This is a genomic window from Vreelandella populi, assembly GCF_003989825.1.
GTDB lineage: Bacteria > Pseudomonadota > Gammaproteobacteria > Pseudomonadales > Halomonadaceae > Vreelandella > Vreelandella populi.
The window spans coordinates 117632-140310 of the sequence record NZ_RZHE01000002.1 but is presented as its reverse complement, the minus strand read 5'-3'; the positions used below and the strand labels follow the sequence as shown (position 1 = coordinate 140310).

General features: G+C 56.2%; 12 protein-coding genes, 1 tRNA gene and 1 pseudogene. 9 read left to right on the top strand and 5 right to left on the bottom strand.

Going from position 1 to position 22679, the window contains the following annotated elements; genetic code table 11:
- Window positions 1-318: 318 nt before the first annotated feature.
- Window positions 319-495: pseudogene (locus tag ELY25_RS17930) on the top strand (transposase); the annotation flags it as partial.
- Between the two features lie 191 nt (window positions 496-686).
- On the opposite strand, the gene ELY25_RS00545 reads toward ELY25_RS17930, so the two are convergent.
- The 5 genes from ELY25_RS00545 to ELY25_RS00530 all read right to left on the bottom strand — a co-directional run bounded on the left by ELY25_RS00545 (window position 687) and on the right by ELY25_RS00530 (window position 5111).
- Window positions 687-926 (bottom strand): DUF333 domain-containing protein, encoded by a 240-nt coding sequence (locus ELY25_RS00545; protein WP_126949362.1) that lies wholly within the window; start codon window positions 924-926, stop codon window positions 687-689.
- A gap of 172 nt (window positions 927-1098) precedes the next feature.
- On the bottom strand, window positions 1099-1275 hold the full coding sequence (locus ELY25_RS17750) for a hypothetical protein (protein ID WP_185856193.1): 177 nt from the start codon (window positions 1273-1275) through the stop codon (window positions 1099-1101).
- A gap of 625 nt (window positions 1276-1900) precedes the next feature.
- Window positions 1901-1977 (bottom strand) — tRNA-Arg (locus ELY25_RS00540).
- Between the two features lie 67 nt (window positions 1978-2044).
- Complete coding sequence (locus ELY25_RS00535; protein WP_126949361.1) at window positions 2045-2992, bottom strand: AEC family transporter; 948 nt, start codon at window positions 2990-2992, stop codon at window positions 2045-2047.
- A 103-nt stretch (window positions 2993-3095) separates the two neighbouring features.
- Window positions 3096-5111, bottom strand: a complete 2016-nt coding sequence (locus tag ELY25_RS00530) for a sensor domain-containing diguanylate cyclase (protein WP_126949360.1) — start codon at window positions 5109-5111, stop codon at window positions 3096-3098.
- 252 nt (window positions 5112-5363) lie between these two features.
- On the opposite strand from ELY25_RS00530, the gene ELY25_RS00525 reads away from it, so the two are divergent.
- The 8 genes from ELY25_RS00525 (at window position 5364) to ELY25_RS00490 (ending at window position 22053) form a co-directional block, all read left to right on the top strand.
- A complete protein-coding gene (locus tag ELY25_RS00525; protein ID WP_126949359.1) occupies window positions 5364-7367 on the top strand; it encodes a capsular polysaccharide biosynthesis protein in 2004 nt (667 codons plus the stop codon).
- 1 nt (window position 7368) lies between these two features.
- Window positions 7369-8604 (top strand): capsule biosynthesis protein, encoded by a 1236-nt coding sequence (locus tag ELY25_RS00520; RefSeq protein WP_126949358.1) that lies wholly within the window; start codon window positions 7369-7371, stop codon window positions 8602-8604.
- Window positions 8601-9407: an SDR family NAD(P)-dependent oxidoreductase gene (locus tag ELY25_RS00515; RefSeq protein ID WP_126949357.1), complete on the top strand. Its 807-nt coding sequence runs from the start codon at window positions 8601-8603 to the stop codon at window positions 9405-9407. Before ELY25_RS00520 ends, ELY25_RS00515 begins: the two co-directional genes overlap by 4 nt.
- A gap of 1 nt (window position 9408) precedes the next feature.
- Window positions 9409-11073, top strand: a complete 1665-nt coding sequence (locus tag ELY25_RS00510; RefSeq protein WP_126949356.1) for an LTA synthase family protein — start codon at window positions 9409-9411, stop codon at window positions 11071-11073.
- A complete protein-coding gene (locus ELY25_RS00505) occupies window positions 11070-18413 on the top strand; it encodes a type I polyketide synthase (RefSeq protein WP_126949355.1) in 7344 nt (2447 codons plus the stop codon). The genes ELY25_RS00510 and ELY25_RS00505 overlap by 4 nt, the downstream gene beginning before the upstream one ends.
- A complete protein-coding gene (locus ELY25_RS00500) occupies window positions 18410-19774 on the top strand; it encodes an aminotransferase class I/II-fold pyridoxal phosphate-dependent enzyme (RefSeq protein ID WP_126949354.1) in 1365 nt (454 codons plus the stop codon). The genes ELY25_RS00505 and ELY25_RS00500 overlap by 4 nt, the downstream gene beginning before the upstream one ends.
- 4 nt (window positions 19775-19778) lie before the next feature.
- Window positions 19779-20327, top strand: a complete 549-nt coding sequence (rfaH, locus tag ELY25_RS00495; protein WP_126949353.1) for a transcription/translation regulatory transformer protein RfaH — start codon at window positions 19779-19781, stop codon at window positions 20325-20327.
- A 118-nt stretch (window positions 20328-20445) separates the two neighbouring features.
- A complete protein-coding gene (locus ELY25_RS00490) occupies window positions 20446-22053 on the top strand; it encodes a gamma-glutamyltransferase family protein (RefSeq protein ID WP_126949352.1) in 1608 nt (535 codons plus the stop codon).
- Window positions 22054-22679: the final 626 nt, after the last annotated feature.

Here is a 22679-nt window from a genome sequence, read left to right as displayed (position 1 = left end):
GAGTGGGCTAGGTTGCAGTTCGCAGCGCTTGTATCGGCAAGATTCAAGTACCGCATAGGCCTGACCAGCGGTTTCCGATGAGTAGCCACTTCGGGCGTCCGCATTTGGCGGAGGTCTCTACCGGTCATCAATGGCAGCTATGGGTCGAAAGCTGATCCATCTGTTTTAGATCGGCAGATATCTTTTTTTCTTTAGTTTCTCGGTGCGGTCTATGGGCAATCTTCTTCCGAAGCTAACGCCATGAACTCGATGAGAGCTCCAGCTAACCTTTGTTGATGGAGATCTCACATGAAAAAGACACGCTATAGCGAAGAGTAGATCACTGGCGCTATCAAGGAACATGAGGCAGATGTCACGGTAGGCTACCTTTGCCGCAAGTTGGATATTTCAAGCAGAACCTTTTACAACTGGCGCAGTAAGTACGCTGGCCTGGAAGTGAATAAAGCGAAGCACTTGCGGGAGCTTGAAGCATATCGCTGGCGTTGGTCGAAAGTCGCAGGAAAACCTCATACTCGCCAGCCTGCGCAAATAGCCCCAGAGCTCATTCACTCTGCTGCGCTCACTTAATTCTTAACGAGCCCTTTAAAATACCGTGCGCTTTGGCATGAACACTGCGCACGGCATGGAGTAAATTAGTTCAAACACCAGGCAAGCGCTGGTACGACAACGCATACGCCGCACCTCGCTTAGTGAACGCGCAAACCTTCCGTTTGATAAAGCAGATTGACCTCTACCACCCGCCCTTCCACCAGGTGGCAATACTGGCGCGTCTCGCCCGCTTCCTGGCGCGATCGCACTTCGCCGCCTTCCTGCTCACAGTAATTGACGGCAACCTGCTGCGCCTGGTTAGCGCCATCGGTAGTGCTCTGGGTCGAACATCCAGCCAGTGCCATCCCTATCAAAACCAACAGGCCATAACGAGCCATGCGCTTCTCCCTTTGCGTTGTTACGTTGAACAGTGATTATTAGCGGCGCAGAACCGCCGGCACTCTGTTCACTATAGTCAACGTTCGGGCTTTCTTGGCATGAGAGCCAGAAAGAATTATCTGCTCCTAATATGTCGAAAGTCAGGTTGAATACGCTATACCCCTGCCACCATCAAGGCGCTGCCAGCGCGTTTAAATCAATGTCTGACTCGATTCCCAAACCCTCAAGCATATACACCACATCCGTGCCGTGATTAATGAACATGCAGTTGATGCTGCTACCGCCAGAGGTCAGAGCCAAAAGCAGTGTGTGGCAACCGCCATCGAACACGAGATTCAGGCTTAGCATTAATCCCGTTTCGGCGGGGTTTTCTTTTTACCGCCTCATGGGCTGTACGCTTTACTGCAAAGAAAACCCATAACCGTTACGAGCTGGGGAACGCTTTTGGCGGGAGGCCTAAAGATAAAGGCTTCAATGGCCTTATACGCAGCTGCCTGTAATCCAGGCTCTCCAATATTGCCAGCCCACATAGCTAGACTGTCCTCTGATTCGCCTTGGCTAACTCTATCTCTAGCCTCAGTTGCTATTTCTGTAAGCTTCTGACGATCACTGCATTCGCTATTTGTTTGGCAGAAAGCCATAGAGGGTAATAAAACGAGACACAAACCCATTATTAACTCTTTCTTCATCATCCCGTTCCCCAGCGTAGAATTATTTTGCCAGAGTAACTTGAAGGGGATGGTGGTGCTAGCTTGAATTCAGTGCGCCAGTGGCCTAACGAAACGCAAGCACCAACTAAAAAGCCCCGCCGCTAGGCTCGGGGCTTTTGTTCGCTTGGGGAAAAGGTCATTGTCTGCATGGATGACGCTGCAAGGTTGAAGCAAGCGCTTTTTGTGGGGGCGCCTACGGGGAGACGAAACGAAAAATAAGTGAATAATACAATGATGAATTATCGTTAAGCATTTGATTTCTTTGGCGTCCCTGGCAGGAGTCGAACCTGCGACCTGCCGCTTAGGAGGCGGCTGCTCTATCCTACTGAGCTACAGGGACTTTGCTTACAGAAGGGGCGCATAGTATAGCGTGTTCGGCAAAGCACTCCAACCCGCCTGTGCTTTTCTTATACCCAACCCAGCAAGCGCAGGGCAAAAATGCCCAGCGTAATAGAGACGCTGGCCATCAGGGTGGTGATCGCGATGATGTTCGCGGCCAAGGCTGCGTTGCCGCCCATGGCTTTCACCATAACGAAGCTCGCGGCGGCGGTGGGGCTGGCAAAGAAGAGAAACAGCAAGCCGAGCTGTTCGCCTTCAAAGCCCATCAACCAGGCGGCAACGGTCGAAAGTACGGGAAGAACCGCCATTTTCATGATGCTAGAGCCGAGAGCCACTTCGCTTTTGTCCCGAATACTTGAAACCGAAAGCGTGGCACCAATGCAAATCAGCGCCAGAGGCAGTGTAAGCGAGGCAAAGTATTCACCCGACGTCATCACCCAACTAGGCAATGAAATGGAAAGTGACGTAAATGGTAAAGCCACAAATACCGAGATAATCAGAGGATTGGTGGCAATATGCTTGAGGATACTTCGCCAATCGGTCGCCTGCTCCGGCTGATAGGTCGCTAATACTACAACCGATAGCGCGTTGTACATCACAATGACTACGCCTACCAGCAGGCTGCCTGCAGAGAGCCCGTAGTTGCCATACATCCCGGCCGCCAGCGCCAACCCCACCACACCACAGTTACCACGAAAGGCCCCCTGAACGTAAATACCCCGCTCGGCGTAGGGAATGCGGTAATGCGCCCATAGCCAGCTCAGCATGAATTGACCAAGTGTCGCGGCGGCGAAAAACAGCATCAGCGAGATATCCAGCGCCACGCTAATATCCGCTTTTATCAAACTAAGAAAAATTAGCGTAGGTAGCGTGGCCTTAAAAACCAGCGCTGAGGCCGTAGACACAAATGCTCGATCAATCCAGCCAAGGCGTTTTAGGCCAATACCCAGAAAGACCATAGCAAACACGGGTAAGGTGGTATCCAGCGTTTGAGTAAACAGTTCAAGTAGATTCACTTTTTCTCAACCAATTCAACATGCTCTTGTATTCCGGAGTTATCCATAACGCTTGATTGAAACCGGAGAAGGCCCAGTCGTAAACCCAAGCTTGAGTTCAATACTATTTGAACAACGTAGGAACACTCTGCTCTGATAATGCTTTAGTCACTACACCGTCGCGGCCTTGTCCCTTGGCTTCATAGCTGGCCGCATCCGCTCGAGAAAGTACCTCTTCGATACGGGTATCGCTATCATTAAAACTGGTAACACCAATACTTAACGTTACGCGGTACTCTTTATTTAAATGACTGACAGAGACTTCACTGACGGCCTGGCGCAATGACTCTGCAATCAGCTGTGCCTGAGCCAAGGTACAACTGGGTAACAACACACCAAACTCATCCCCGCCCTGACGCGCTACATGGTCGCTTCGGCGTACTCCCCAGGCAACTACCTGGGCAATCCGACGCAGCATTTCATCGCCAAGCGCGTGCCCCCCTTCATCGTTAATGGGTTTGAAGTGATCCAGATCGAACATCACCAACGCGGAGGGCGTGCTGGTTTTTTGAAAATCGGCAAAGGCTTCTTCCAGGCGGCGCTCAAATCCACGTCGATTTAATAGCCCAGTCAGTGGATCATGTTCGGCCTCCCAACGCTGCAGCGCCTCCTGCTCACGACGCTCAGTTATATCTTTAACAACGCCGACAAAACCTAGTGAAAGCCCTTCTTGAGTAAGCATTACGACCCGCGCGTGAATATCCAGCCACAGTGCTTCTCCATCAAGTCGAGTAAACCGCAATTGGCGTACAAAATCGCTGCCATTTTTCAGGCTATAGCGCCACATGTCTCTAGCGCCATCGCGGTCGTCGGAATGAATCTGGTTTAGCAAGGCTTCCATCGTCCAATCGGAAGGGATATTCAGCATTCCAAGCAATGCTGGGTTCATATAGGTAATGGCACCGTCGAAATTGGCGACAAACATGCCCTGGGGTGCCGCACTTAACACTGAGTCAAGAAAGGCTTGGCGCTCTTGCAAATTAGCAACAAGGGTTTGGCGCTCACCTTCTACATGGTTAAAGGTGGAGGCTACCTGTCGTAACTCTTGCATGGCAGTCGCCAGGGTTACTCGCTGGCGCTCGCCTCTGCCTACTTCACCAATTTGCGTTTCCAGATGATTAAGCGGGGTAAGAATGCGTGCCAATATCCACCCTAGAAAGGGCATGATCAAAATAGCCAGCAGCAGCCACATCCAGCCAAGCTTGCGAATAAACCCAGCCAGCGGGAGTTGTGCCTGCTCTCTGGGTAAATAAAGCCCAATGACCCAATTGGCAGGCCAGACCTGTGCATAGGATTGCAGGCCTATTTGGTCACTGAGCAGATTACCTACTCCATCCCCCTGCCAACCATCAAGCGCCTGATCCAGCAAAGGATTAGCGGCTGCATTAACTACATGAGTATTAATGAGCGAAGAGTTGGGATGATACAAGATAGTACCTGAGGCAGTCGCCACTCCAGCAAAGCCCCGCTCGCCCAGGCGCACTTTTGCCAGACGGTTAAAAAGCCCACCTGTATCCAGGCTAAGCACGCCTCCGATCATACCGGCAAACTCCCCGTCATCGTTGATGCGGGGTACGCTGACGACTACCATGGGCGATTTACTGGCCCGACCTATAAACGGCTCACTCATATGCGGCTGTCGAGTGCCCCGCACCATTTTGAAAAATTCGGTATTAGATATATCAAGCCCTACGCGGCCCACAATACTTGGCCAGTCGGCAATAATGTGCCCATCGCGGCCAGCTACGACGATGCCATCAAACCAGACCATTAACGTATCACTGTGGCGCAACTCGTAGCTTAGCCATTCAGGATCGTCGCTATAACCAGCAATTTCATCTAAGCGTTGTAGCGCTTGAATACGCAGCTCTACTTGCTGCGTGATCTCATCGGCCAGCAGGCGCGCCTCATAACGCAGATGCGTCATATTGGTTTCAAGCACCATGGTTTTACCCACCTGCCATGCCAGCCCCAGCAAGAGTGCTACTAGTATCAACAAGGTAGCTAAAAGCCCCAGCAAAAGCCGGCCTTTCAGCGTTCTAAAAGAACGCAATTTTTTTAACGGAAAAGACAGAGGCACCAATTGTCCTTCTTTTTGAATACATCCCTGTGCCTACGTTGCAAAAATCGCCTATGTTAAGGCCAAATCCCCAAAACATGATTATTGTGCGCGTCAATTAAAAAAATTAAAGTAGTTTTTTAATCTTTTAGATAACTTGTTCAAACTAACTTGGGGTAAGTAAGTGCTTACTGCGCTTAATTGATAAGCGCGGCTATTTCACGTATGTTCGCTCGCTGACCTCACTGTCCCTAGACTAGCGACGAATACCTCATGGCGAAATTCACGGTAGGCTACACCTCAGCTGGTATTGGCAAGATTGACGCGCTTGCCGCATTACTGCCTGAATTTAGTCATTTCTCGCGCTTGCAGCCACTGCAAAAAAAGCCTGATGCTGTGGTTGGTTGGGGATTGAAACCCTCAAGCATTCGAGCAAGGCGTTATGCTAAACGCCACAACCTGCCTTATATTGCCCTGGAAGATGGCTTTTTACGCTCGCTTGGCCTAGGCGTTGCAGGATACCAGAGGCACAGCCTGGTGGTCGATTACACAGGCATCTATTACGACGCTTCCCGACCTTCAGATCTGGAAAACTGGCTTAATACTGCCACGTTTACAGAAGATGAGCTTAATCAGGCCGAGCGGTGCATTCAGCAAATCGTCCGTTACCGGCTTTCAAAATATAACCACGCCCCGGACCGTACTACCAACCTCTCCTCCAAGGCAAGTGTACTGGTAGTGGATCAAACCGCAGGCGATGCGTCTATTGAGTATGGCGGGGCAAGTGCAGACAGCTTTGATGAAATGCTCAACGCCGCGCTTGAAAATCATCCCGACGCGGAGATCCTGGTCAAGATTCACCCTGACGTTATTGCCGGAAAAAAACAGGGTCATCTCCTTAAGGCACAAACGCATCCGCGCTGTCACGTGGTAAGTGAAGACATCAATCCATGGACCCTGTTTGATCAGGTGGATACGGTTTATGTGGTCACCAGCCAATTAGGGTTTGAAGCACTGCTGGCCGGTAAGCGCGTGCACTGCTTTGGCCTGCCCTTTTATACCGGCTGGGGGCTCACCCAGGACCGTCAGCCCTGCACACGCCGCCGTGCCCAGCGCACCCTTAACGAAGTATTTGCCGCAGCTTATTTACGTTATGCGCGCTACGCTAACCCCTATACGCTCCAGTCCACTACGCTGGAAGATACCATCGCACTGATTGCCGATCAGAAACGCCAGCAGGAACGGCTACGGGGTGAATGGCTAGCCTGCGGCTTTTCATCCTGGAAGCGGCGCTTTATTCATCACTTCACCGGCAGCGCTGCCCGTGTGGCTTATCAGGAGGCGCTGCCAGCCGCGCCGCCCGAACAAAAGCTTTTAGTATGGTCAAGCCGCATTGATCAGGTGTTCGAGCAGCAGCACGCCGAGCTTATGCCGCATCTGTGGCGCATAGAGGATGGCTTTATCCGCTCAGTCGGTTTGGGCGTTGATCTTACCCAGCCGCTATCTTTGGTGATTGATTCGCAAGGGATCTACTACGATCCCAGCCGGCCAAGCGATCTTGAAACGCTGCTTCAGCAAACGGTATTCAGCGATGACCTGCTTGAGCGCGCAGCCCACCTGCGCGAGCGTCTGGTGGCTCTCAAGCTTTCCAAGTACAACGTCCGCGGCCAAGACAGTATTGAGCTGCCAGCAAATAGATTAACCATTCTGGTACCTGGCCAAGTGGAAAGTGACGCCTCCATTGCTACCGGCTCACCCGAGATACGCACCAACAGCGCCCTGCTGCGTGCGGTGCGTCAAGCTAACCCCGACGCGTTCATCATCTATAAGGCTCACCCGGATGTTATCACCGGCGCTCGTATAGGGGCACTCGAACCCGACGCCAAACGCCTGTATGATCTGGATGCCAGCCACATGGATATCGCCTCCTTATTGGAGCGAGTCGATGCGGTTCACACCATGAGTTCACTAACGGGTTTTGAGGCGCTTTTGCGTCACCGACAGGTAGTTACCTACGGCATGCCATTTTACGCCGCCTGGGGGTTAACGCAGGACGCCATGCACTGCGAACGCCGATCTCGCCGCTTATCGCTTGATGCGCTGGTCGCGGGCACGTTGATTCTTTACCCAAGCTACGTAGATCCGCAAAGCCGCCAGCTCTGCAATGCGGAAACTGTCGTTAGTCTGTTGGAACAGGCAAGAACACAGCAATCGTCGCTGACATGGAAGCAGCGTCTTTATCGGCTATACCGTAATTTATTGATTGGAAGACATTGAGTTGAAGCAAAAGCGCGCATTCTTATTTTTACAGGGGGTCTGCTCGCCCTTCTACCAACGTTTAGCGCGTCGGCTTACCGATGATGGGCACCGCGTGGTAAAGGTTAACTTCAACGCTGGCGACATGGCCTACTGGCAGCGCACCCACAGTGAAAGCCATCTGTTCCGTGAGCCGCTAAGCGAGCTGCCTGCCTATATTGAAGCGCTATGGCAACGCTATGGAATTACCGATCAGGTGATGTTTGGTGACAGGCGCCCAATTCATCGTCCCGCCGTTGAAAATGCCTCTAGAGCTGGTGTTCGCACCCATGTGTTTGAAGAAGGCTACTTCCGCCCCTTCTGGATCACACTGGAACGCGATGGCGTGAACGGCCACTCGCTTCTGCCCCGCGACCCCAACTGGTTTTATGAAACCGGCAAGGCACTGCCCGAGCTGCCCGCGCCGGTACGTTTTCGATCATCGTTTAAAATTCGTGCGCTGCACGATGTGGCCTATCACTTGGCAGGGCTTGCCAACCCGGTGGTGGCGCCGCGCTATCGTAATCATGCTCCGATCACCGCCCCGGTCGAATACACGGGCTATATCAAGCGCTTTACACTGCTGAAAAAGTGGAAGCCCAGAGATGCCCAGCGCATCAAGACGCTTATCGAAAGCGCCAAGCCTTACTTCATACTGCCACTGCAGCTGAATACCGACGCCCAGATCCGCGATCACTCGCCCTATGCCAACATGCAGGAAGTGATGGATCATGTCATGGGCTCCTTTGCTGAACATGCCCCGGGTGATGCATTGCTGTGCATCAAGAATCATCCGTTGGATATGGGCCTGGTCAACTATCCCAGTATCATCGAGCAGCTATCCCAGTTTTACAGCTTGGAAGGGCGTATTGTCTATCTGGAATCCGGCAACCTGGACGCCCTGATCAAGCACGCCGTGGGTGTTGTCACGGTGAATAGTACTGTCGGGTTTGTGTCGCTTGAAAAACAGTGCCCCACCTTTGCACTAAGCGACCCGATCTATAACCTTGCCGGTCTCACCTATCCAGAGAGCCTGGATGAATTCTGGAACCAGCCGCCACCGCCAAGTCAACAGCTGTTTAACTACTTCCGTAACACGGTGATGCATACCGTACAGGTCAACGGCGGTTTTTACTGCCAGCCCAGTATTGACCTCGCGGTAAATAACGCCGCCCATATACTGGAAGCCTGCCCATCGCCGCTGGAGAAACTGCTTTGAGCGCTTCTGTTAATGCTTTACTAAGACGCTGCGTACTAATTACCGGCGCAACCGGCGCGATCGGCGGCGCACTTGCCCGCGCCTACGCCAATCAGAATACCCATCTGATAGTGCACGGCAGACAGCAAGCGGCATTAGCGATTCTGGCAGAAGCTTGCCGCGAACTGGGCGCCGAGGTAACCACGTCCTCCGTTAACCTAACCGATGAGGCAGCGCTCTCGCAGTGGCTTCAAACGTTATGTGCCGAGCACACGCCCGACATCGTGATTGCCAACGCCGGTAAAAATACCCATCCCCAGGCGCCAGGACAGCTGGAGCCGTGGGACGATGTTCAAGCACTTCTGGATATCAACCTGAAAACCCCCATCGCTATGGCCCAGCACCTGGCGCCTGCCATGAAGGCTCGCGGCTGCGGCCAGCTGGTCTTCATCAGCTCGCTGGCCGGGTGGCATGGCCTGCCCACCACCCCCACGTACAGCGCCAGCAAAGCAGGTATCAAAGCCTACGGAGAAGGGCTGCGGGGCTTGTTGGCGCCTTACGGCATTGGGGTAACCGTGGTGATGCCCGGCTATGTGACATCCCCCATGTGCAATGCCATGCCGGGTCCCAAGCCATTCGAATGGCCGCCTGAACGGGCCGCCAAGGTAATCAAACGAGGCATTGATGCGAATCGAGCGCGTATCAGTTTTCCTTTCCCGCTTAACTTTGGCACCTGGTGGCTAGCAGTACTCCCCGCCGCCGTTTCCCAATGGATAATCAAACGCCTGGGCTTTGATCATACCGACCACCAGGAAGGCGCTTGAAATGCTTACTTCCTTGGCTTTGCCGCTTTTATGGCCGCTACTGACAGGGCTCTTGGGCACAGTAGTATTTGAAGCACTGCTTAACCCACGCCCACAACCGTTCTGGCGGCGCGGCATGGCGGCCAACAGCGTTCATCTGGGCAGTTGGCTGCTGCTGTTCGGGGTCTTTGTTCTAGTGCTCCAACGCCCTTGGTTTGCGGTGATTTTTATTCTGGCGCTGCAACTGGTAGTGGTACAGTCCAGCAACACCAAATCAAGCACGTTGTGTGAGCCGTTTATCTGCCACGATTTTGAATACTTCTGGGATGCCATTCTCCACCCGCGCCTCTATGTACCCTTTTTCGGCACCGGCCTGGCCATTGCGGCCAGCAGTGCCGGGGCGGCCGCTATTGGTGGATTTCTTTACTGGGAGCCATCGCTTATCACCCAATGGGGCGGGCTACCCTTTATAGCCTATGCAGGCCTGCTTATTTTGTCAGGCGCGGCCTTGGTCGTACTGGGTTGGCGGGCGCTTGCCCCTATCACGCTGAACCCGGTTGAAGATATGGACCGGCTAGGGTTATTTGCCAGTCTATGGGCTTACGGCGTAGCGCTTATGCGCTCCTCGCCCCCAACGCCTAAGCAGTCGCCGTTTTATTCATTATCCAGCTCGCTGAATACCGCAAACTCCGCGCCCGGCACCTCCAGCGCGCTTGCGAAGAATGTAGTGCTGATTCAGAGCGAGTCTTTTTTTGACCCCCGCCCCTGGTATCCCGATATTGCCGACAACCTGCTGACGCATTTTGATGCCACACGCGCAGAAGCCTTGCAACACGGCGAGCTAACCGTACCCGCCTGGGGCGCCAATACCGTTCGCACAGAATGCGCCGTACTTACCGGGCTTGCGCCAAGCGTTTGGGGGCCGCGCCAGTTCAACCCCTACCGCACCCTGTCGCGCCACCCGTTGCCAAGCTTGGCCGGCACGTTCAAGGCGGCCGGCTATCGCACGGTATGTATTCACCCCTACCCCGCCAGCTTCTATATGCGCCATAAAGTGATCCCCCAACTGGGGTTTGATCAGTTTATCGATATCAGCAGTTTTGAAAGCAGCGATAAGCAAGGACAGTACATTGGCGACGCGGCCGTTGCACGAAAGGTTGGACGACTGCTTGAAGATAGCGATAATAGGCCAGTCTTTGTGTTCGTGATTACCATGGAAAACCATGGCCCACTGCACCTGGAAGCGCCGCTTCAGGAAAGCTTGGCAGCGGCGCTGCCAACGGCCCCCTGGCCGCTACCCACGCACTTACGCGATCTAGCGGTGTATTTGCGTCATCTGGGCGAGGCCGACAAAATGCTGGCAAGTGTCAAGACTGCGTTAAGCGAGGCTAAACGGCCGGGACTGCTGGGCTGGTACGGTGATCACGTACCCATTTTACCCGCAGCGTATCGGTATTTTTCGCCCCCGGCTGGCACTACACCGTACATGATATGGTCAACTGATGCTCAGGCGTCATCTCAAGCGCAACACCCGTTACAGGCGCACATGCCACCAGACGACGTATCGCCAAACCAGCGTGCATTGTCAGCCAGTGAACTTGGCGTCCAGCTATTTAAACAAGCGTTTGGACACGATATAAGTAGCAATGTGATCAAGGCAGAACCAGAACCTCAGGAGCAAGAATGACTAAACGCGTTGCCATTATCGGCGCCGCCCATCGTTTCCCAGGCACAACCCCTGAAACGTTCTGGCAGGACCTGCAAGCCGAAAAAGATTTAGTCACCCAAGTAGCCCCCGACCGCTGGAGTCATGACGCCTTCCTGCACCCGGATAAACGTCATCCGGGCACCAGCGTCACTTTCGCTGCGGGCAGCCTTGGCGATATCGGCGGCTTTGATGCCGAGTTTTTTGGCATTTCGCCGCGTGAAGCGACCAACATGGATCCCCAGCAGCGTATGCTGCTGGAACTCGCCTGGGAAACCATCGAGAGCGCGGGCATCGTGCCCAGCAGCCTGCGTGGTAGCCATTGTGGCGTGTTCCTGGGCGTTGCCAGCCTTGATTACTCATACCGTATGGCGGATGACATGGCGGCCATTGATGCCTCCACCGCCACAGGTAATACCTCAAGCATTGCTTCAAACCGCCTTTCCTACGTGTTCGATCTGCATGGCCCCAGCATGTCGCTGGATACCGCCTGCTCGTCAGCCATGGTGGCGTTCCATCAGGCCTGTCAATCCATTCGCAGCGGTGAAACCAGCATGGCGCTGGCGGGCGGTATCAGTCTGCACCTGCATCCTTACGGGTTTATTATTTTCTCGAAGGCCAGCATGCTCTCGCCCACTGGCCGCTGTCAGGTGTTCGATGAATCGGGCGACGGCTACGTGCGCTCTGAAGGCGCCGGGCTTTTCCTGCTCAAGGATTACGACCAGGCCATCGCCGATGGCGACAATATCCTGGCGGTGGTAGCCGGGTCTGCCGTGAATACCGACGGGCATAAATCCGGTATTACGGTGCCCAATCCCAGTGCCCAGGTTGATCTGATGCGCCGCGCCTACGAACAGGCCGGCATCACCCCTGATGAGATCGACTACCTTGAGGCTCATGGTACGGGTACCGCCGTGGGCGACCCGATTGAAACCCGCGCCATTGGCGAGGCGCTAGGCAAATACCGCAAAACACCGTTACTCATTGGCTCGGTCAAAAGTAACATTGGCCACCTTGAAACCGCCTCGGGTGTGGCCGGGCTTGCCAAGGCGCTGTATAGCCTGCAGCACCGTGAAGTGCCCGCCACCATCGGAATTCGCAAATTGAATCCCCGCATCAAGTTTGATGAGTGGAACCTGCAGGTAGTCACCAAGGCGCAGCCCCTGAAAAAACAGGGCCGTCTGGTGATCGGCATCAACTCGTTTGGTTTTGGCGGCGCCAACGCCCACGTCATACTGGAAAGCGCGCCTGAAAAAACCTCAACGCCTGCCGTGGCGCCTGCACATGCGCTACCTATCCGGCTTAGTGCAAAAAGCCAGGATGCCCTGGCTGTCAGCGCCCGCACCTTGGCGGCTTATCTGAAAGATACCAACAGCGCGTTTTACGATATTGCCCATACGCTTTACAACCGCCGCGAGCCGCACGCTTTTGGCGCGCTCTGCTTTGCTCAAACGCCTGAAGAGGCCGCAGCAGCGCTTGATCAGTTCGCCCAAGGTGAAAACACCCCCAGTGTCACCACGCTGGAACGGTTGACCAACGCGCGTGGGCCGGTGTTCGTGTATGACGGCAACGGCTGCCAATGGGAAACCATGGGCCGCGATCTTCTGGACACAGCGCCCGTATTTGCTGATGCCATTGACCGTGTGGATAGCCTGTTCCAGCAGTATGGGAATTTCTCGCTGCGTGATGAGCTGGCCGGTCAAAATGGTGAGAACCGCTTTGAGCTTACCGAAATCGCTCAGCCTGCCCTGTTTGCTCTGCAGGTCGCATTGACCGAGTGGTTGAAAGCTCAAGGGATTGTTCCCTCTGCCGTATTTGGACATAGCGTGGGTGAAGTGGCTGCCGCCTGGGCGGCGGGCAGCTTGAGCCTTGAAGATGCGGTCAAGGTGATTTACTACCGCAGCTTCTATCAGGGTAAAACCCGTGGCCTGGGTGAAATGACGGCCGTGGCCATGAGCGCTGAGGATATCGCGCCCTGGCTCGCCCGCCCCGAATTTGATCAGGTATGCCTGGCAGGCGTTAACAGCCCCAAAGGCATTACCTTGGCAGGTGAGCGCGAGCAGTTGGCAGCCCTTGAAGCGCAGCTGAGCGATCAGGGCACTTTCGCCAAGCGCCTGCCGCTGGACTACGCCTTCCACAGCCCGGCCATGGACAGTATCCAAGCCGGTGTAATTGAAGCGCTGGACGGCATCACGCCTCGCCAGACAGAGCTTCCCTATTATTCGACGGTAACCGGAGAAATCAGCCAGGGCACGGAGCTTGGCGCCACCTACTGGTGGAAAAATATCCGCGAGCCGGTACTGTTTGACCATGCTGCTACAGCGCTGATCGAACAGGGATACAACGTATTTGTAGAGATTGGCGCACACCCCATTCTGCGCCGCTACTTAAACGAGTCACTGCGCCAGCAGGAGCGTGCGGGACTTGTGATCGGCACGATTGAGCGCCATAAGCCCGGCCTTGAAATGTTACAACAAAGCGCGAGCCAGCTGTTGTTAAGCGGGCTCGCGCTTGATGTTCGCCACTTCTTCCCCGTGGAAGGCCAGCATGTCCTGCTGCCGCGCTACTCATGGCAGCACACTCGCCACTGGGTAAGCAGCACGCAGGATAGCCAGGGGTTGCTGTCACGCTACTACCAGCACCCGCTGCTGGGTTACCCGCTTGCCCAGCAGGACCATACATGGGAAAGCCAACTGGACACCAAGCGCCAGCCCTGGCTTGCCGATCACGTGGTCGGCGAAGGCGCCGTATTCCCCGGCGCGGGTTTTGTAGAGTTGACCCTGGCCGCAGCGCTTCAACAACACGATAACCCGCTTCTGGATATAGAAGAGCTGGAGATCCGCGCGCCGCTGCTGCTTGACGGCCCCAATGGCCGAACCATGCGCCTGACACTTGGCCCCGACGATGGACGCATTGCCATTCAATCCCGGGAGCCGGCCAACGGCCACGAATGGCAGCTGAACGCGGTCGCCCGCAACATGCGCGAAAGCCGCGGTTTCCTGCTCAACCGCCAGGCGCCTGTACTGCCTGAGCGAGCGCCGGACTACATCCTAGAAGACCACCTGCAGATGGCTGAGCGAATCGGCCTGCACTATGGTCCTGCGTTCCAGGCAATCAGCCACGGCTGGATTGAAGAAGACGCCGTGATTGGCGCGATTGATCTTAACAGCGATGTTCAGGCGCAGCTTTCGACGCTTCACGTGCACCCCGGCATTCTGGACAGCGCTTTCCAGCTGTTTATTCCGCTGCTGGCCCAGCATAGTGAATTTGCCGCCCAGCTTGCGTTTGTGCCGGTGCGCGTTGGCCGCATTCAGGTCAATACCGAAGCAGGGGCTCCCGTTATCGCCCGTGCGGTCATGGGCAAGCGCGCACCCCACTCGTTTACCGCCGATTTTGAGCTTTTTGATGCCGCAGGCCGCGCCGTGGCCGTGCTTAGCCAAACGCGTTTCAAGGCGATTCGCCTGAACCGTGCTCATCATCAGCAGTTTAGCTATCTGGATGTCGAACTTACGCCCGCCCCGCTTGAGGCCAGCGCCTTGCCGCTGCCGGCAGAAGCCCTGACCCGTCTGGCTGGATTAAGTGAGAGCTATGCTGAACATACCGGCCAACGCTACGCCCAGGAAGTTGCTCCATTGCTAGATAGCCTGAGCGAGGCGTTTGCCCAGCAAGGCCTGGCGGTGGAAGGCAATGACGAGCAGTTGTCACCGGAAACCATCTGGCAATTGCTGGTACAGGACTACCCCGACTACTTTGCCCCCATTCATCTGGTGGGCCGCCTTGGCTTGCACCGTCAAGCGTTGCAGAGCGGAGCTACCCAGCTTGAAACGCTGGATATTTCCACAGAGCACCTGGCAAGGCTTAACCGCGTTCTGGTAGGCGAAAGCGGCTGGCAGCTGCTTTCCAGCGAGCTTGGCAGCCTGATGGAAGCCTCTCTCGGCTCGCTGGGCGCGGGTGAGCGTTTGTCCCTGCTTGAAGCGGGGCCCTGTGCGCCTGCGCTGGGCCAGCGCCTGCTTGAGCAGTTGACTAACGCGCATCAGGCCGCTAACTATCGCTACCGGGCAATAACGACCCACGACACTGCCCGCCATCAGGCCGAGCAGCTGCAGGAGCGTTTCCCGCTTATCGACGTGCAGTCGCTGGATGACGCGTCCCAAGCGCTGGCCAATGCTGAAAAAGCCCAACTGGCATTTATCAGTGCGGATGCCACCCAGCCTGGCCGTACGCGCCAGTTAATCGAAACCCTACCCGCTCAGCTCGCCCCCGGGGCGCATATCATGGTGGTTGCCATCGCCCCAAGCCGCTGGCTGGACGATGTGTTGGCCACGCCCGGTATTGATCAAACGGCACTGGAGCAGGAAACGCTTAGCGAGTGGCTAAGCGCTCAGGGCTTTAGCGTTTCAGCGCCCATAGAGCTTGAAGAAGGGCTGAACGGCGCTTACCTGTTGCACGCTCAAGTACCTGTTTCCTCGACCGCTGAGAAAACAGAGCATTCACTGGCGATGCCTTATCAGCTCATCGTGACCGACCAGGCCAATGAAGCACTGGCGGCGCGCCTGTCTAAAGCGCTTACTGCGCGCCAAGCCAAGGTCATGGTTAAGCAAAGCGAAAGCCTACCTGAAGCTCTTTTAGATGAGGCGCTTGCCGAGTTGGGTGATGCTGCCCAAGCGCTTAACGTCATTGACCTGCGTGGGCTACAAGGCAGCGGTATTGAGGTACAAACGCTACGCTGCCATCGCGCCCAACAGTGGAGCCTTGCCCTTGAAGCAAAAGGGCTTGAGGCTGCAACGCTGTGGCTCACGACCCAAGGGGTCAGCCTGCTTTGGCATTCACAGGATAGCGCCTCCCTGCCCGATGATGCCGCGTTCTGGGGCTTTGGGCGTTCGCTTGCCAATGAAGCCGTTGGCCATACGGCCAGCCTACTGGATATCCCTTACAACGTTAACGATGCTGCATTAAGCGCATGGGCTGCCTCGCTGATAGCGCCGGATCGTGAAAACGAAGTGGTGATTAATACTCGCGGTGAGCGCTTTGCTACTCGCTTGCGCACACTGCCCGCCCCGGCGCCTCAACAGGTAACCAATGCGCCGACCCGCCAGGCGATGACGCTAGGTTTTGCACTTCCCGGCCAGCTGCGTCAGCTACAGTGGCGCCCGCGTGAGCTGCCTGCGCTCAAGGCCGATGAGGTTGAAATCAAGGTCAAGGCCACGGGGCTTAACTTCCGTGATGTGATGTACACCCTTGGTCTGCTCTCTGACGAAGCGATCGAGAACGGCTTTGCCGGGCCAACGCTGGGTCTTGAGTTCTCCGGCGAAGTCGTTGCCGTAGGTGACAACGTCACTCACGTAGCCCCAGGGCAAGCCGTCGTTGGCTTTGGCCCGGCAAGCTTCAGTGACCGGCTGATTGCCAGCCAGCATGCCGTGGCGCCGCTACCGGAAGGCGTAAGCTTTGCCGCTGCCGCGACCATTCCGACGACCTTCTTTACGGTGTACTACGCGCTGAAACACTTGGCACGTTTGGAGCCGGGCGAGAAAGTGCTGATTCATGGCGCGGCGGGCGGCGTAGGTATTGCCGCTCTGCAAATTGCCCAGTGGCTGGGCGCTGAAATCTACGCCACGGTGGGTTCTGAAGAGAAGCGTGACTTCCTGCGTCTGATGGGCATCGAGCGTCTTTACGACTCCCGCTCGCTCACCTTTGCTGAAGAAATTCTTGAAGATACCCAAGGGGAAGGCGTCGACATCGTACTGAACTCGCTTGCCGGGGAAGCCATTAACCAGAACCTGCGCGCCTTGAAGCCCTTCGGGCGCTTCCTGGAGCTCGGCAAGCGCGATTTCTATGAAAATACGCATATCGGCCTACGTCCGTTCCGTAACAACCTGAGCTACTTCGGTATCGACTCCGACCAGCTGATGAAAGTGCAGCCTTCTCTGACCCAACGCCTGTTCGGCGAGATGATGGCGCTGTTCAATGACGGCACGCTCAGTCCGCTGCCGTTTACTGCATTCAGCCATAGCCAGGTGATCGATGCGTTCCGCTATATGCAGCAGGCGCGCCAGATCGGTAAAGTCGTCGTCACCTATGAGCAGCCCATCGCGCCACCTAAAAATGAAGCGCTGGGTCTCAAAACGCTAAGTCTCTCAAGCGATGGCAGCTATCTGGTCACCGGCGGGCTAGGCGGGTTCGGCCTTAAAACCGCCCAGTGGCTTACGAGCAAAGGAGCCCGCCAACTGATTCTGCTTAGCCGCAGCGGCCCGTCCAGTGAGGAGGCTCAGGCAGCTATCGCCGAATTTAACGCCCAAGGCGTCAAGGTGATGGCGGTTGCCTGCGATATTACCGACCGTGATGCACTGGCTAACGTGCTAGCGCGCACCAGGGATGAGCTTGGCCCGCTGCGCGGTATCGTGCATGCCGCCACGGTGATTGACGACAGCCTGATTCGTAACCTGGACGCCGAACGCATTCAAAAGGTGCTAGCACCCAAGATTGAAGGCGCCCGCCACCTGGATACGCTAACGCGTAATGAGCAGCTGGACTTCTTTGTTCTCTACTCCTCCGCCACTACGCTATTTGGCAACCCCGGCCAGGCCAACTACGTGGCCGCCAACCACTGGCTGGAAGCGTTTGCGGCAAGCCGTCGAGCGGCAGGGTTACCTGCTACCTGCGTACGCTGGGGCGCGATTGAAGACGTCGGCTTCCTTGCCCGCAACACCCGTACCCGCGATGCCCTGCAAGAGCGTTTGGGCGGTTCTGCTCTGCGCTCGGATGATGCGCTCAAGGTACTGGAACAGATGCTGGTAACTCCCGGCCCAAGCCTTGGCGTGCTGGAACTTGAGTGGGGGGCGCTTGCGCGCTTCTTGCCTACCGCCAATGCGCCGCGCTTCGATGAGATAGCCCGCGCCAGCGACGACGATAGCAGCCATGAGAGTGATGATGATATCAGCGCTCTGCTGGCCGATCTGTCACCGGAAGAGCTGCATAGCACAGTGACCGAGCTGCTGAGAGCGGAGCTTGCCAGCATCCTGCTGATTGAAGAGGAGAAGATTGACGTTAATCGCTCGGTCTACGACATGGGCTTTGATTCCCTGATGGGCGTCGAGCTGATGACGGCGATTGAAAATCGCTTGGGTGTTCAGGTGCCGGTCATGGTGCTGAGCGAGGCCTCAACGCTTGATAAGCTCGCGGGCGTGCTGATCCAGAAGCTCCACCAGCATGACGATGATGTTGAAGAGGCCCCACAGGATGCGTTAGCCTCTCTGGCCGCTCGCCACGGGGCTGAAGGATTTACCGAGTCAGCACCCTCCGCATCAACGACTGAGATACCATGACCGCCAATCGCTCTGATCTAAAACGTCAGCTGTTGGAGCAGGCACGTAAGCGCACCACGCCACGTGCCACTGCTCGCCCTAATGACAGCACTATCTCTACCCCAACGGGCTCAACCCTGCCGGGTAATGGCACACCCGGTCCGGTGGCTGAGCGTTTTACGCGATTTGATGCCCACCCGGGCTACCAGCAGTTAACCATGCTGCGTCAGGGCGCTGAACAGCTGGGCTTGAAAGACCCTTTTTTCAAGGTCCACGAAGGCATTGCCGGCGCTACTAGCGTGATTCAGGGACAACCCTGCATCAACTTTGCAAGCTATAACTACCTGGGCTACTCGGGCGACCCCCGGGTTACCCAAGCCGCGTGCGAAGCGGTAGCCCGTTACGGCACATCGGTTTCTGCAAGCCGCGTAGTTTCCGGCGAGCGCCCGATTCATCGTGAACTGGAACAGGCCATTGCCAAGGCGTATCAGGTAGACGACGCCGTGGCATTTGTCAGCGGTCATGCAACCAATGTATCGACACTTGGCTACCTGCTTGGCGCCAAGGATCTTGTACTCCACGACGAGTATATCCATAACAGCTCGCTTGTCGGTGCTCAGCTTTCCGGCGCCAAGCGCATGTCGTTCGCCCATAACGACCCGGACGCCCTGGACGCGCTACTTAGCCGTCATCGCCACCAGTTTGAGCGCGTGATTGTGGTGATCGAAGGGCTTTACAGCATGGATGGCGACATCCCTGACCTGCCGCGATTTATCGAGCTCAAAAAACGCCATCAGGTCTGGTTGATGGTAGACGAGGCGCACTCTTTTGGTGTGATGGGCGATAACGGCCTCGGGCTTCATGAGTACTTTGCCATTGATCCGCGAGATGTGGATATCTGGATGGGCACCATGAGCAAAACGCTATCAGGTTGTGGCGGGTATATCGCTGGCAGCAGCGCCTTGGTAGAAACGCTGCGCTACTTTGCACCGGGCTTTTTGTATAGCGTGGGCATGCCCGCTCAGGTCGCCGCCCCGTCCATCAAAGTGCTTGAACTGATGCAGCAAGAGCCCGAGCGGGTAGAAAAGCTCCACGCCATTTCGCGCTACTTCCTGCAGCAGGCCAAAAAGCACGGCATGGATACCGGGCACAGCATTGGCGCGGCCGTCGTGCCGATTATTGTGGGCAGCTCGCCCTTGGCGGCTCACCTTTCCCATACGCTGCTTGAGCAATACCACATCAATGTTCAGCCTATTCTTCATCCAGCGGTACCTGAAAAAAGCGCCCGCCTGCGCTTTTTCCTCGCCTATGATCATACCCAGGCCCATATCGACCAAACGCTAGATGCCCTTGCTACTCTGCTCGCCCAAGCCCGGAGCTAACGGTATGGAACCACATAACGCAAAGCCAAGTAATGCAGAACCAAGTAACACCGAAGAAGGCGCCCTACCCAGCTGGTACGTTATTCAATGTAAAGGCAATGAATCATTTCGTGCCGCCGAACACCTCACTAATCAAGGTTATGAGGTATTTCACCCTGTGCTGGATGTTAAACGCAGGCGCCAGGGCAAGCCTACGACAGTGACTGAACCGTTGTTCCCTTACTACCTGTTTATCCGTTTGGACCAGATCGTAAGCGATTGGCGCCCCATTCGCTCAACCCGAGGTGTTCTGCGTCTTCTCACCTTTGGTAATACCCCCATAAGTGTACCCGATGCGTTAGTAGAGACGCTTCGCGCCCAGCCCCATCGTCAGGAAGGGAGTCATACCTATTTCTGCACGGGTGAAAAGGTCATGATTACCGAAGGGCCTTTTAAAGACCTCGAAGCTATATTCGAGCGCACCAAGGGTGAAGAGCGCGCCATCGTGCTACTGAACGTACTGCAGCGCCCACAGCACTTGAACCTGCCTCTGGAGCAGTTGCGCAAGCAGTAAACAGGCCTCGGTTACATGACGCTTAGCCTAAGTATCAAAAGACGTTCATAAGCTTATCCTGTTAATGTTGAGCTATACATTAGCCTGCCTGGCGCCCCAGGCATAAGGAAGCTCTCTAATGAACCTCGATCCTCACTACTACCCCGCCGCCTCGCGCCGTACCGTCACGTTTGGTAAGCGCGGCATGGTAGCCACTTCCCAATCACTGGCCGCTCAAGTGGGCGCCAATATTCTTCGCGACGGCGGCAACGCCATTGATGCGGCCATCGCCACCGCCGCCGCGTTAACCGTTGTTGAACCCACTTCTAACGGCATCGGCAGCGACGCCTTCGCGCTGGTCTGGGTGAAAGATAAACTGCACGGTTTGAATGCTAGCGGGCGGGCGCCCATGGGGATTTCTTGCTCGGGCGTGCGCGAAAAAGGCCATGATGAGATGCCTGCCCACGGCCTGATTCCGGTGACTGTACCAGGCGCGCCCGGCGCCTGGGCCGCCCTCTCCGAGCGCTTCGGCAAACTTCCCCTTTCTACGCTGCTGGCTCCTGCGATTACACTTGCCGAAGAAGGCTTTGCAGTTTCTCCTGTGGTGAGCCAGCTTTGGCAAAAAGCTTATACCCGTTATAAGCAATACGACCGCGCCGAGTTCGCGCCCTGGTTTGAGCATTTCGCGCCAGAAGGTCATGCTCCCAAAGCGGGTGATATATGGCGCTCGCCGGAAATGGCCAAGACTCTGCGTGCGATTGGTGAGTCCCGCGCACAAGCCTTCTACCAAGGCGAGCTTGCCGATGCCATGGACGCCTTCTCACGCAAGTACGGCGGCTTTCTGCGCAAGGAAGACCTGGAAGCGTTTACTCCGGAATGGGTCGATCCTATCAACGTTCGCTATCGTGGCCACGATATCTGGGAAATTCCGCCCAACGGCAGCGGTTTGATTGCGCTGCAAGCGCTGGGCATTCTGGAAGCAATGGGCGATGAGCCACGCGACGCTGTTGAATCACTGCACCGACGCATCGAAGCAACCAAGCTGGGCTATGTGGATGGACTGCGCTACATCACCGAGCGTGAACACATGACGCCGAGCGTCGAGCAGATGCTCTCGCCTGCTTATCTCAAGCAGCGCAGCGAGCTTATTGGCTTTGAAGCCATTGACCCAACTCACGGAAATCCGTTGATGGGCGGCACGGTGTATCTCTCGACCGCTGACGATGAAGGCAATATGGTGTCGTTCATCCAAAGTAACTTCGAAGGCTTCGGTTCAGGCATCGTCGTGCCGGGCACCGGCATCAGCCTGCAAAACCGTGGCTGGTCGTTCTCGCTGGATGAAGAGCATGCCAACGTATTGCGCCCCGGCAAACGCACCTACCACACGATTATTCCCGGCTTTATCACCAAGGATGGCCAGGCGGTCGGCCCCTTCGGCGTGATGGGTGGCTACATGCAACCCCAAGGCCACGTTCAGGTGGTTGCCAGCATGCTGGAAGACAAGCTCAACCCCCAGGCCGCGCTGGACCTACCCCGCTGGAAATGGGTAGAAGGCCGAACGGTTGAAATAGAACCAGGCTTCCCCGACCATCTTGCTCAAGCGCTTGAACGGCGTGGTCACCGTATCATCCGGGCCACCGACTCGCTCACCTTTGGCCGTGGGCAGATTATTGTGCGTAACCCCGAAAACGGCGTACTCCAAGGAGGCACCGAACCTCGAGCCGACGGAGCCGTCCTCCCCGTTTGATTTACTTGCCACGTGCCTTCGTAGCGCGTGGTAACGAATCGCGAGGCACGAGCGCATGAGGCACCCGGGGAGGCGGCTGCCAAGCCGCCCGGCCGTGCCACCGAAACCGTGCTTTTGCGCCCCACCACTTAACCCCGGCAGCGCTAACCGCGCTGCTTCCGCGGGTGCGCTGTCGCTTACCACGCGCTACGGGTATGGCACCTGATTCCCTGTAGCGCGTGGTAACGAATCGCGAGGCACGAATGCATGAGGCACCCGCGGGAGGCGGTTGCCAAGCCGCCCGGCCGTGCCACCAAAACCGTGCTTTTGCGCCCCACCACCCAACCCCGGCAGCGCTAGCCGCGCTGCATCCGCGGGTGCGCTGTCGCTTACCACGCGCTACGGGTATGGCACTTGGTTCGAACACACGTAGCGCGTGGTAACGAATCGCGAGGCACGAGCGCATGAGGCACCTGCGGGAGGCGGCTGCCAAGCCGCCCCGGCCGTGCCACTGAAACCGTGTTTTTGCGCCCCACTACCCAACCCCAGCAGCGCTAGCCGCGCTGCTCCCGCGGGTGCGCTGGCGCTTACCACGCGCTACGGGTATGGCACCTGATTCGAACCTGTAGCGCGTGGTAACGAATCGC

What these genes read in the sequence shown, in the direction of transcription:
- ELY25_RS00545 (WP_126949362.1), bottom strand. Translation starts at nt 926, where the DNA reads ATGGCTCGTTATGGCCTGTTGGTTTTGATAGGGATGGCACTGGCTGGA.
- ELY25_RS17750 (WP_185856193.1), bottom strand. Translation starts at nt 1,275, where the DNA reads ATGCTAAGCCTGAATCTCGTGTTCGATGGCGGTTGCCACACACTGCTT.
- ELY25_RS00525 (WP_126949359.1), top strand. Translation starts at nt 5,364, where the DNA reads ATGGCGAAATTCACGGTAGGCTACACCTCAGCTGGTATTGGCAAGATT.
- ELY25_RS00510 (WP_126949356.1), top strand. Translation starts at nt 9,409, where the DNA reads ATGCTTACTTCCTTGGCTTTGCCGCTTTTATGGCCGCTACTGACAGGG.
- ELY25_RS00505 (WP_126949355.1), top strand. Translation starts at nt 11,070, where the DNA reads ATGACTAAACGCGTTGCCATTATCGGCGCCGCCCATCGTTTCCCAGGC.
- ELY25_RS00500 (WP_126949354.1), top strand. Translation starts at nt 18,410, where the DNA reads ATGACCGCCAATCGCTCTGATCTAAAACGTCAGCTGTTGGAGCAGGCA.
- rfaH (WP_126949353.1), top strand. Translation starts at nt 19,779, where the DNA reads ATGGAACCACATAACGCAAAGCCAAGTAATGCAGAACCAAGTAACACC.
- ELY25_RS00490 (WP_126949352.1), top strand. Translation starts at nt 20,446, where the DNA reads ATGAACCTCGATCCTCACTACTACCCCGCCGCCTCGCGCCGTACCGTC.